The following is a 12,550-nucleotide window of genomic DNA, read 5'->3' on the forward strand; positions in this document are numbered from 1 at the left end:
AATCTTTTACGCTTTTGGAAGCTGAATTGTAAACGTGGTACCTTCTCCTTTTATACTATGTACAGTAATAGTCCCTTCATGAAGATCAACAATTTTTTTCACAATTGAAAGACCTAGTCCACTTCCTTCTATCGTTCTATTTCGTGCTTCATCAACTTTGTAGAACCGCTCAAAAATCTTTTCTATCTCCTCTTCACTCATACCTAATCCTGTGTCAGAGATAGTAAAATGCAATTCCGTTTCTTTCTCTTCCCCATAAAACGAAATAGTCCCGCCACTTTCTGTGAATTTAATGCTATTCGTCAATAAATTTGTCCACACTTGATGGAGCAAATTTTCATCTCCATACACTTGCATACTTGGAACATCCAATTCAATCGCGACATCTCTTTCACGCCATTGCCACTCTAACATAAAAATAACATCTCTTATTTGCTTTCTGGCATCAAACATTTTCTTATCCAAAACTTGTTCTTCTTTGTCTAGAGATGCAAGCGTTAATAATTGTTTACACAAACTAGACATACGCCTACTTTCTGATTCAATAATTTTCAAATAACGCTTACGCTCTAATTCACTCATATCATTTGTTTGTAACGTCTTCGAAAACCCTTGAATTGACGCAAGAGGTGATTGAAATTCATGGGAAACATTTGAAACAAACTCTTGCCGCATTCGCTCTAAATCCTTTAAGCTTTTTGCCATTTTACGAAAGCTGACAGCCAGTGTTCCAATTTCATCTTTTCGATATTCCGGCAGAGCTATTTCATACTCTCCATTTGCAATTTTCTTAGTTGCACTCGTAAAAAGCTGAATAGGACGTACAATAAACCGAGCTGCAATTGCAATACAAATAATACTTATTACAACGGTTAAGCATATTAATGCAGCAAAGAAAATGCGCATTTCTCCAAATTGCTGTTCAATATCAGGACGAATAAAGAGCGCATAGTTCGTCCCATCATGTTGAATCGGAATCCCAATACTATTTATCAGCTCATTATCAAAAAAACCTGTTATAAATAACCGTGCAGGGTACGTTGAAATACCATTGTATGTGTGCCCGTTTAATACACTCTCTATTGTTTTTTCACTCACATTAATTTTTCGAAATGCATTCCCATATCGCTTCCCTTGTTTTTGATCATCTACAACGTAAATTTCAAAACCAAGCTTAGAAATAGATTGTAAATATTCCTCTCGACTGTGTTCATCGGACTTTTCATATAAATGTTTAACCTCTTGAGCATATTTTAAAATTTTTTCACTGTTATATGGTTTCAAAAAAATATGATAATACACATTCGATAATAAAAAACCAATCATACTACTGGCTAACATGATAACGATAGAAATCATAACAAATCGTGAATATAATGATCGCATTTTATTTCAACTCCAACTTATATCCAAGACCACGCACCGTCTTAATTTGAAAATCATCTGTTCGTTTAGAAAAACGATCTCGTAATCGCTTAATATGTACATCTACGGTACGTTCATCTCCCGCAAAATCAACTCCCCATACAAGTTCAATCAATTCTTCTCGGGAAAAAATTCGCCCTGGATAACTTGCAAGCTGTGATAATAACTCAAATTCTTTTAGCGGTAATAAAATGGTTTGTTCTTGACAACGTACTTCATAGCTTTTTCGATCGATTGTCGTTCCATGTAATTGAATAATATCTGCATTTAACATTTGATAACGACGTAACAATGCTTTCATTCGAAATAATACTTCCGCCGGTTCAAATGGTTTTACAATATAATCATCTGTTCCAACAGAAAAGCCCTTTTCCTTATCTATTAACTGATCTTTTGCCGTTAACATAATAACTGGTATATCATAATATTTTCTAATTTCTTCACAAAGTGTATAACCATCCATATGCGGCATCATTATGTCAACAATCGCCAAATGAATTGTTTCTTTCTCTAATATAGACTGTGCTACTTTTCCATCTTCAGCTTCCCACACTGTATAACCTTCTTTTTGAAGGTGATAACGTAGAAGTTCTCTTATATGTAAATCATCATCAGCTAATAAAATATGTATCATATATCTCGAGTCCTTTCCTTCAGTTAGTACGACTTTACATTATAAGATTGATACAAAATATGCAAGAAAAAAAAGAGAAAGCAATCTGCTCCCTCTTCTACTCTAACGAATGAATAAATAAACCGCTGCGAAGTTTCGGTTCAAACCACGTTGATTTTGGCGGCATAACTTCTCCTGCATCCGCAATATTCAATAAATCTTCCATTGTTGTTGGATACATGGAGAAAGCAACAGCCCATCCTTCCTCATCAACCATTCTTTCTAGCTCGTTCAGTCCGCGTATTCCTCCTACAAAATCAATTCTGTCATTTGTACGAGGATCATCAATATGTAAAATCGTATGTAACAACTGTTCTTGTAAAATTGATACATCTAATCTTTTTACAACATCATATGCATCAAACATATGTGGTTTTGCAGTCAGCTTATACCATACTTTATTCAAATACATCCCAAATGTATGACGCTCTGCTGGTTTATATGGTACTAAATTTGTTTTTTCTACATAAAAAGCTTGAGATATTTCTTGTAAGAATTGTTCTTCTGATAACCCGTTTAAATCCTTTACAATGCGATTATAATCCCAAATCGATAATTCATCTTTCGGGAATAGTACAGATAAAAAGTAATTAAATTCTTCTTCACCTGTATAACTGGAATTTGCTTCGCGGCGCATCATCCCAACTTTCACAGCAGATGCTGAGCGATGATGACCATCAGCAATATATAAAGAAGGTATTTCCTCAAACTGTTCTATTAATGTAGCAATGACTCTTTCTTCATGAATAATCCACGCTTTATGTCTAATTGCATCATCTGCTGTAAATTCATAAACCGGGCTATGCGTTGCTTTCCAATTCGCAATTACATTTCCAATTTCACTTTTCCCACGATATGTTACAAAGATGGGGCCTGTATGAGCATTACATACGTCAACATGACGAATACGATCTTTTTCTTTTTCAGGTCTTGTCTTCTCATGTTTCTTAATGGTGTCGTTCATATATTCATCAATTGATGTACAAACAACAAGTCCAGTTTGAGAACGACCACTCATTGTCAGCTCATAAATGTAAAAACATGATTTCTCTTCTTGTAAAAGCACACCTGTTTCAACCATATGTTGTAAATTGTTTTTTGCTTTCTCATACACAGCGTTATCATAAGGTGAAATAGATGGATTTAAGTCAATTTCAGCCTTATCAATATGCAAAAATGAATAAGGGTTATCTTTTGCAATTTCTCTTGCTTCATTACTATTGAGTACATCATATGGAAGAGCAGCCACTTCATTTACGTGCTCTTGTACAGGGCGAATTGCCCGAAATGGTTTAATTGTTGCCAATGAAATCTCTCCTTTATCCCGCTATTCGCGGTCAGTAAGACCCCCACCTCATAATTCAAGAGAAACGAGGAAGATAAGTGGAAGATAACTGCCCGTAAAAGCCCGATTAGTTAGGCTTTCCAGCAGTGGGGGATGAAGAACTCCCCCACTGCTAGAAGCTACACTTTATACAATCATCCGAACTGCTACGACACCTGTAATGTTTCTAATTGTTGCAACAACATCTTCTTTAACAAACTCATCTATCCCATTATCAATATCAATCATTGTATATGCAAAAGAGCCTTTACTACGATTGATCATATCAGCAATATTAATATGATGATCTGCCAAACACGCTGTAATTTGACCCACCATGTTCGGAATATTTTGATGCGCAACTGTAATCCGTTTCTTTCCAATGTAAGGCAGTTCTACATTGGGATAATTAACCGAATTACGAATATTTCCAGTTTCTAAAAAGTCGCGCAGCTGCCGAGATGCCATAACCGCACAATTTTCTTCTGACTCATAAGTAGATGCTCCGAGATGCGGCGTTGCAATAACATTTTTCATTTGTAGCACACGTTCATTAGGAAAATCTGTTATATAATGCTTCACAATGCCCGCCTCAAGCGCTTGCTCTAACGCCGTTTCATCAACAAGCTCTCCACGAGAAAAGTTTAAAATACGAACTCCCTTTTTCATTACTTGAAGTGCAGATTCATTAATTATGCCTCGCGTTTGTTCAACTAATGGAACGTGCAAAGTTATATAGTCACATGTTGCAAAAATTTCATCTAAACTGAATGCTCGCTGCACTTGTCTGGATAACCGCCAAGCTGTTTCAACAGAAACATATGGATCATAACCAACAACATCCATCCCTAAAGAAAGGGCATCATTTGCAACAAGAGCTCCAATTGCTCCTAGTCCAATAATGCCAAGTCGCTTTCCTGCAATTTCTGAACCAACATATTGTTTTTTTCCTTTCTCGACAAGCTGCGGTACCTCTTCCCCTTGCAAGTCTTTTGTCCATACAACCCCATCTACAATATTACGAGATGACATAATTAAACTCGCAAGTACAAGTTCTTTTACCGCATTCGCGTTAGCCCCTGGTGTATTAAAAACAACAATGCCTTTCTCTGTACAGCGCTCAACTGGTATGTTATTTACACCTGCTCCCGCTCTGGCAATGGCCTTTAACTGCTCTGAAAACTCTTCATGATGCAATGAATAGCTTCGCAGCAAAATACCATCAGGCTGCTCAATTGTTTCTCCTACTCTATATGTATCTGTTGAAAAAGTAGAAATTCCTCTTTCAGCAATTTGATTTAACGTTTTAATATGAAACATTTCTTCATCCCCTTATTTGTGTTTCTTTTCAAATATATGCATAAAATCCACAAGCGCTTGTACGCCCTCTATTGGCATTGCGTTATAAATACTAGCACGCATGCCGCCAACAGAACGATGCCCTTTTAATGTTTCAAAACCATGTTTTTTCGCTTCTTGGATAAACAATGCATTCTTTTCATTCGAAGATGTTGTAAATGGAATATTCATTAAAGATCGATACACAGTATTTACTGGTGAAGTGAATAAACTTGATTCATCTAAAAAATTGTATAAAATTGCTGCTTTTTCATAATTTCTTTTCTCTATTTCCTCCACGCCGCCTTGCGCTTTGAGCCATTGTAAAACTAACTTTGTTACATAAATACTAAAGGATGGTGGAGTATTATAAAGTGAATTATGTTTACTGTAAGTTTCATAGTTTAACATAGTCGGACAAGAAGAATTTGCAGAACCAATTAAATCTTTACGAACGATTACAACCGTTAACCCCGCAGGTCCTAGGTTTTTCTGTGCCCCGGCATAAATAAGGCCGAATTTTGTTATATCATACTCTTCGGATAAAATATTTGAAGACATATCGGCAACGAGTGGGATTTCTCCTGTTTCGGGAATATTGACATAACGTGTACCTTCAATTGTATTATTCGTTGTAATATGCACATAATCTATTTCTCGAGAGAAAAGTGTGCTATTTATCTCTGGAATGGATGTAAATCGGTCATTTTCTGAAGATGCAATAACCGAAACAGTTCCGATTTTTTCCGCTTCTTGAATCGCCTTTTTTGACCAAGAACCTGTATGTACATATGCTGCATGCTTATATCGTTGCATTAAATTTAGTGGAATCATGGAGAATTGTAAAGATGCGCCTCCCTGTATAAAAAGCACTTCATAATTTTCAGGGATATTCATTAATTCACAAAGCAGGTCTTTCGTTTCGTCTACAATGTCCTGAAATGCTGTAGATCTATGACTCATTTCCATTATAGACATACCTGTTTCATGATAGTTTAATAATTCTTTTTGTACTTGCTCTAAAACGGATATTGGAAGTATAGATGGTCCAGCTGAAAAATTGTATACTCGATGCATCTCATTCTCCTCTTTCCTATATTTTTATAAGTTTTTAAACTTTCTGAATTATAACTTATATAAATTACTTGGTCAAACCGTTTTTCTTATTTTATTCTAAGACGTATTGGAACCGTTCTCACAAGTAATTTGTCAAAAAGTAAAACTGCCATTGGTGTTGTTTCTTCGTCCCTCATTGTTAGGGGACTCGTCCAATTATTAGATCTACTCTCCTTTACTTACCTTCAAATTTTTGCACTAGAACCTTCATTAATTTATAATTAACACTACAGAATCTCACCAACAAGTACATTGTTTTACAAAAGATTTTTAAATATCAGAAAAGTTATTTTTGAACAAAAACTTCAAGATAATTGTAATGAATCTCTAAACCTTTGACATACTGCTGTGCTAGCCCTACCTTCTAAATATTGAAGCGAGTAAATCAAAATACAAAAAGTGTTAAGCACGTCTGCTTAACACTTTAAATAATAATTGTATAATTGCTAATTACTTGCAAAAAAACGGTCGTAGATTTGATACAGTGCAGAAAGACCAATAAGCCAATAAACGGTGTCAACAAGTGCTGGCATAGAACCAAAAAGTTTTTCTACTAGATTAAAATCTAACGCCACAAATAACCAATTCAAACCGCCAATAATCACCAGAATTGTTGTAAGGTAAGACAAAAATTTCATTATGATTGCCCCCTCGGTGAAAAATGGTGAAAGGCCTTTCGCTATATTATATGTGGTATATTCTTAAATTTGCACATTTTTCCTAAAAACATTTCTAAACATAAAAACAGAAATAGAAACTCCTTCGCAAGACCTCTTTATTTTACCTTTCCCTCAAATATTATTTTTCGTCCACACGGCTCTACAACAGTTTTCCCCTCTCTTTTTACCTCATGAAAGATAGGCTCTTCCATTCGACGAGAAGGTGTATATCCTTCCTTTTCCATTCTTTCTAGACACTGCGCAATTGTTTCATCTGGTAATACTTCAAATTTTTTCTTTTTTAATTGTTTTGTCATTATTTTACCTACTTTCTACTTTCCTCACGACTGATTGAATTCTCATATATGTCATATAAATAATCGATATAACTGCCATGACGATCATAACAGCAAGAAAGAAGCTTGTATACTGTATTTTCTCTATAAACAGTCCACCTAATACAGGACCCGAAATGCTTCCGATACTAAAGGCAATTCCGCACAAAATGTTTCCTGCTGGTAGTAAATGCTTTGGTAATAAATCTGTCATATAACCAAGCCCAAGTGAAAAGCATGACCCAATGACCATACCCCCAATTAACATAAACGCAAATACAAATCCATAATATTCATCAAATACGGCTGCTAACAGAAAAATTAATGTACTAATGGTAAACGACCATGTTAGGATACGCTCCCTTCCATACCGATCGCTAAGCATGCCAAGTGGAATTTGCGTAATAATTCCACCAATAGAAAACGCTGGCAATAAAAGTGAAATTTGTTCAACTGACCAACCTTTCCGCATTACATATACAGGCAAGTTACTATTAAGCATCGCTTCCAATGCTCCATAAGCTAATGGTGCAAGCAGTGCAATCCAACCAGCCACCAACACTTGTTTATAGCGCTGCAAAGAAGATTCGCTTTCTCGATTGACTTCTCCTTGATCCGGAAATGTATTTTGCGTCGGAATCAGTAATAACCAGCCTATTAAACAAAGAACTGTTGATACAATAAATGGGGTTGCAATACCATATTGTACTGTACTTGCTAGGTACGGACCGATTGCAAAACCGATACCGAAAAATGCTCCGTAAATGGAAACTTGTTTTCCTACTTTATGCGGGCTTGCAGTCGTTGTAATCCATGTTTGCGTCCCAACATGAAGCATATGATCTCCTACTCCAACTAAAAAACGAAGAACAAACCACACCCAAAAAGAAAATGTTTGTGTAAATAAAAATAGTGCTCCGACAACAATAAAGCCTCCAATTACAATAATAGGCTTCATCCCAAATTTTTGCATCGGTTTCTCAAGCCAAGGTGAAATAACAAGAATACCAATATATAATGCCGAAGCATGAATGCCATTAAAGCTTGAGCTAATCCCTTCCTTTTCAAAAATCATTGCAATTGCTGGCAACAACATACCTTGTGAAAGTCCAGATATTGCAACAATTCCAATCATAATCCAAAATGTATACCTTCTCCCCATTTTATTACGCTCCCTCTTTGAACTCACATCCTTTATTATAGCTGTTTTATCCATAAATCGTATACTCTCAATTTTCATAAAATAAAGCTAGAAGTCTAAACTTCTAGCCCTCATCCTTTCCCTATTTGAGCTTTTACATATGGCTGCACATGATTTTAATTTCAAAAAAACAGCCATTCCATTGAGGGACGGCTGTATTCTTTAATTCTTTAATCCATTAAATCACTCTCTAATTGAAGAAACTTAGTCTACAACTCATTATTTAACCAATTCAATAATTTAAGAATTGTATCCGCATAATGCCTAATTTCATTTATTGTTTCTATTACTTGGATGGTTCCCATCTGCTGTTCTTCTTCGTCTGTACATTCAATCCATAAAGAACGTTTTAGATTGTATTCAAGCCACCCTAATTTGCCTGAAAAGCCATTTGCTAATACTATTCTCCAGTCTGCTTGTAGTTCACCGTATCTCTTTTTATATCCGCTTATAAAAGAAAAAAATCTTTGTTTATCAATGTCCCCTTTTTCATTTTCAGACCAATAGATTGCCGTTTCAATTAAGTCTTGCATTGGATGTATATAACCAGCTGATTCCCAATCAATAAGGACTGGATTGTATTGGTTCCACAGAACATTCTTAGAATCTAAATCCCTATGACTAATAATCATATTTGATGAAAGAGATTCAGATGCACAAATTGCCTCCGAGTTCCAATTACTAAGGTTATCGAGATTTTCAAGGAGTAACTTAACCCATTCTGAACTATTTTCTTTACCTTTTTGCAAATAATAATTCCAATTAGTTGACTGTCCATTATCAAATCCATCATTTGTTATGTTTAACTCTGAAAAATCGGCTTTATGTATTTCTGCAAGAATTGCACCTACTTTTTCGCAATGAATATTATTGATTTCATATGGTTTCAGACTTTCACCTTCCATCCAATCAAACACAAGATAAAAATGATTGTCTACTTTTTGTAAGACATCTCCATTAATTTTTTTTGCTGGGAGAGTTGGAATGTTATTAGACAAGAAATTGGCTATTTTTTCTGAATCGATATAGTTTCGCATTGCCGTTGGTCTAAGCATTATTTGAGGATTTAAAAGTTTGATTGCATACTTTCCTTTCGTGGTTTCTACAGCATACATTCTATGTAAAAGCCCACCAAAAATGGATTCGGGGACATTCAATAATTCACCAAGTTGAGATATTTGACACAAATCCTTAAATTCCAATTTATATTGTAAATCACCCATTTTCTCACCTCCTCTTTAACGTATTTCCGAAAGAAGTCCCCATCTTCAAGCGCGTGACGGGCAATGAAGTGACCCCGTAAAGTTAGACAGGTTATTTCGTTAGGCATCGCCTAACTGATTTGTAAGAACTGCCAATTGTTCGTATGGTGTATACGTTCCATATCTGACATCTTCACTTGCTTATAGGATTTAGAAGGATTTTGTATATATTGTCCATGTATATCTTGTACGTATACCATTTTTCCTGTAAAGCCTGTTACAAATCCTACTTGCCCAAATACTTTCACTTTATCACCCAAATAGATTTCACCTACCTGCGGTGTATTTTTCTTGTTCCGTTTTGCACTTGTATTTTTCATTTTTCTCCCTTTTCTTGCGGTTGCTTCATGCAGGGAGCGTTTTTTCTTTCTAAATTGCTTGATACGAAATTCACCACTTTGATCATATTTTTGTAGTTGTGTTGGATGGGTAATCGCAATGGCGTCATTTACATGTGTTTTTGATAAACCTAATTCTTTCCGCTTCGGTGTGGTGTAACTGCCGTACGTAATGTCACAATCTAAACGATTCATGATTTGTAATCGCAATATATTCATAAAAGCAGTCTCTTTATATTGTTTTGGTCTCTTGAAACTATGTTTGAGTTTCCTTTGGTGGAACTTTTGATGGCACTCTTCATGCACTGTGACAAGATTATCTGCCATATCTGAGCCGCCATTACATCTTTCAATAATATGATGTGTATACAAAATGCCACCTTTCTTCTTACAAATTTGACAGGTGTAATTGTCTCTTGCGAATACATAATATCTCATATTCCAAAAGCCAAAAGCATCCCCTTGTTGGTATTCTGTTCCTTGTATATCGGGATTTTTTAGCTTTTGTACATCAAATTTTCCTACTTCGACAATCACTTTTGGAGATGGTAATAGCGAGCGAAATATTTCAATCCAATGAATTTGGTTATCTATTCTGCTTTGAATCGATGGCGGCAACCATCCTTCTTTCTTTTTCCGATTGAGAAAACGTGCTTTTCGATATCTTGTTTTTCGTTGTCTTCTACCTCTGCGTAATGTAGCTCTCAGTGTAAGATTTTCTTTGACGTCCTGACGTAACGCAATGGTTCCTTTTGCTAGCACTTTGTCTTCAGTGGTAATCGCAATGCCGATATGCTTTGCTCCGCTGTCAACACCGATTGTGACGGATTGCACCGCTTCACCTGTGGCATATTGTAATTGAATTGTAAACGGAGTGTATCCAATAATCGTTGCTTTTCCTTGTTTGAGAAGAATTCGTGCCTTACGAGGACTGCAAGGCATAAGCGGTTCTCCTCGTAAATTCTTGACAAATACACGCATGTTTTGTCCCTCCTAAGAGTTTGTTTCCCTTCGCCAATGTTTGTAGGTGTTGGCAACTTCTTGTGTAAGAAGGCGTGTGGTTGACCGTTCCTTCCCAATCAGAACTGTTACAGAGCCACCATAGAGCCAAGAACTAGGGAATCATTCTTGGGTATGCAACCTACGAACGGGGTCCACGAAAGACCGAGGCTAGACAACCAGAGCTTTTTACAAGCCCCCACTTCAACACGTGTTAACGTTTAAGTGGTGGGTAGTCGACCCGAATAAGCTCTTGTATAAATAACACTATAAAAAGTAAATTATTCCTCGTCTATTTTAAAAGCAACAATCTTTACGAAAAGAGCCATTTCCAAAAAGAAATAAATAGGAATCATCTACTACTCTTTCAAAAACGCAATCATTTCATTTATAAACACTTCTAAACAATCGATAAATGGAGAATGTCCACAATCCTCTAGTACGACTAATTTTGCATTTGGCAGATGCTTTGCCAGCTCTTCACCAACTGCTTTGGGAACAACATAATCACGATCACCTTGGAGAACTAATGTTGGCGTTTGAATACGATTCACATTCCCGTTTCCAGCTACAACTCCGTTATGTTCATCTGATATATTGAATGTTACAAGCGCATAATTTACATCAACAAAATTACGCTGCGTTAACATATCATCAAGATACTTTTCATACCGCTCTGGATCAGGTTGATGCTTGGTGTAGATAAGCAAATTCCATATAGTGCGATAATATTGCTTATTCATTTGTTTTAAAGCTTCCACAACAGGTACAATTTGAACAGGATCTTGAGAAATTTCTTCTTTTGTTTTTAATAAGCTTGAAACAATTGGCTGACCGTTTATGTCCTTCTTAAAAATCGGATATCCTTTCATCCCTACAGATTCAACTAGTATGAGGTTTTTCACATCCATCGGATAAGAAGCTGCAAACTGCATAGCAACTCCTCCACCCATTGACCATCCTACCAATGAAAAATCTTTCAATTGCAATTCATTCACAAACAGCTTTACATCTTGCGCAAAATCGTTTAAAGAATCTATATGCTGATGGTAAGTTGAAAAACCAAAACCACGTAAATCAAGAGCATAAATATGATAAGAGTCTTGTAACTGTTCTATAACTAAATCCCAATGTTGCGAAGATGTCATATTCCCATGAATAAGTACTAATATTTCTGTTCCACTTCCCACTTCTTGATAGGCAATTGTTTCTCCGTTTGATAATGCTACTGACTTCATACTTGTAGGTTTAATCATTCTCTTTGCCCCCTCAAAATTATTAATAACACACAAACAAAAGACAGAAAATTCTCAACACAATAATACCATATAGAATATATGTTCTCAATCTAAAAATTAACGTACTTTTAACATAAGCATGGCGAACAGACTACTAGACAATTCAGAAAAAAGGAGCTATAGTTAGCTAGGTAACTAATTAGGAAGGGATAAAAATATGGACGAAAAACAACACTTTTTTCACGTCGTCAGCCAAACTTCTCGAAAATTTTCCAAGAAGTTTAATGAGCGTGTTTCTCCAACTGGTTTATACAGTGCACAGTGGGCTGTAATCTTCAGATTGCATCAAACTGGACCTTGCACACAAACGGAATTGTGCCAATATTTAAACGTCGAATCTCCAACAATGACTCGTACTCTAACCCGCATGGAATCGATAGGTTGGATCATTAGAAAAGAAGGAAGGGATCGGCGCGAAAAGCTCATTTCTTTATCAGAAACAGCACAGGAAATGATTCCAATGTGGCAGGAAGAAGTAGACTCATTTGAGGAAAAAGCACTGCAAGATATTAACAATGAAGAACTTCTTCGTGCTTTTGACGTACTACAAAAAGTAATTCGTAATCTTGATTAGAAATTGGA

General features: G+C 35.9%; 12 protein-coding genes. 1 reads left to right on the forward strand and 11 read right to left on the reverse strand.

The features are described from left to right. Positions 1 to 6: 6 nt before the first annotated feature. From WAX78_RS03640 to phaZ, 11 genes are all read right to left on the reverse strand, one after another. Entirely contained in the window at positions 7 to 1,386 is a 1,380-nt protein-coding gene (locus tag WAX78_RS03640) for a sensor histidine kinase (RefSeq protein WP_336480918.1), read from the reverse strand. 1 nt (position 1,387) lies between these two features. Continuing rightward, a complete protein-coding gene (locus WAX78_RS03645) occupies positions 1,388 to 2,059 on the reverse strand; it encodes a response regulator transcription factor (RefSeq protein ID WP_098310774.1) in 672 nt (223 codons plus the stop codon). 97 nt (positions 2,060 to 2,156) lie between these two features. Beyond that, positions 2,157 to 3,404, reverse strand: coding sequence for a DUF1015 domain-containing protein (locus WAX78_RS03650; protein ID WP_336480919.1), 1,248 nt, complete (start codon positions 3,402 to 3,404; stop codon positions 2,157 to 2,159). Between the two features lie 165 nt (positions 3,405 to 3,569). Beyond that, positions 3,570 to 4,742 (reverse strand): phosphoglycerate dehydrogenase, encoded by a 1,173-nt coding sequence (locus WAX78_RS03655; RefSeq protein ID WP_336480920.1) that lies wholly within the window; start codon positions 4,740 to 4,742, stop codon positions 3,570 to 3,572. Between the two features lie 12 nt (positions 4,743 to 4,754). Continuing rightward, a complete protein-coding gene (gene serC / locus WAX78_RS03660; RefSeq protein ID WP_336480921.1) occupies positions 4,755 to 5,837 on the reverse strand; it encodes a 3-phosphoserine/phosphohydroxythreonine transaminase in 1,083 nt (360 codons plus the stop codon). Positions 5,838 to 6,322: 485 nt separating this feature from the next. Then, the gene (locus WAX78_RS03665) at positions 6,323 to 6,514 is read right to left on the reverse strand and encodes a DUF378 domain-containing protein (protein WP_336480922.1); all 192 of its coding nucleotides are present in this window, start codon (positions 6,512 to 6,514) and stop codon (positions 6,323 to 6,325) included. A 137-nt stretch (positions 6,515 to 6,651) separates the two neighbouring features. Further along, entirely contained in the window at positions 6,652 to 6,852 is a 201-nt protein-coding gene (locus WAX78_RS03670; RefSeq protein WP_336480923.1) for an NETI motif-containing protein, read from the reverse strand. Between the two features lie 4 nt (positions 6,853 to 6,856). Continuing rightward, on the reverse strand, positions 6,857 to 8,032 hold the full coding sequence (locus tag WAX78_RS03675) for an MFS transporter (protein WP_336480924.1): 1,176 nt from the start codon (positions 8,030 to 8,032) through the stop codon (positions 6,857 to 6,859). Between the two features lie 248 nt (positions 8,033 to 8,280). Then, positions 8,281 to 9,294: a phosphotransferase gene (locus WAX78_RS03680; RefSeq protein ID WP_336480925.1), complete on the reverse strand. Its 1,014-nt coding sequence runs from the start codon at positions 9,292 to 9,294 to the stop codon at positions 8,281 to 8,283. Positions 9,295 to 9,404: 110 nt separating this feature from the next. After that, a complete protein-coding gene (iscB, locus tag WAX78_RS03685) occupies positions 9,405 to 10,652 on the reverse strand; it encodes an RNA-guided endonuclease IscB (protein WP_336480926.1) in 1,248 nt (415 codons plus the stop codon). A gap of 377 nt (positions 10,653 to 11,029) precedes the next feature. Continuing rightward, on the reverse strand, positions 11,030 to 11,926 hold the full coding sequence (gene phaZ, locus WAX78_RS03690; protein WP_336480927.1) for an intracellular short-chain-length polyhydroxyalkanoate depolymerase: 897 nt from the start codon (positions 11,924 to 11,926) through the stop codon (positions 11,030 to 11,032). Positions 11,927 to 12,125: 199 nt separating this feature from the next. Here phaZ and WAX78_RS03695 point away from each other — a divergent pair, with 199 nt between their 5' ends. Next, positions 12,126 to 12,542 (forward strand): MarR family winged helix-turn-helix transcriptional regulator, encoded by a 417-nt coding sequence (locus WAX78_RS03695; protein WP_336480928.1) that lies wholly within the window; start codon positions 12,126 to 12,128, stop codon positions 12,540 to 12,542. Positions 12,543 to 12,550: the final 8 nt, after the last annotated feature.

Source organism: Bacillus yunxiaonensis, from assembly GCF_037104695.1.
Lineage (GTDB): Bacteria > Bacillota > Bacilli > Bacillales > Bacillaceae_G > Bacillus_A > Bacillus_A yunxiaonensis.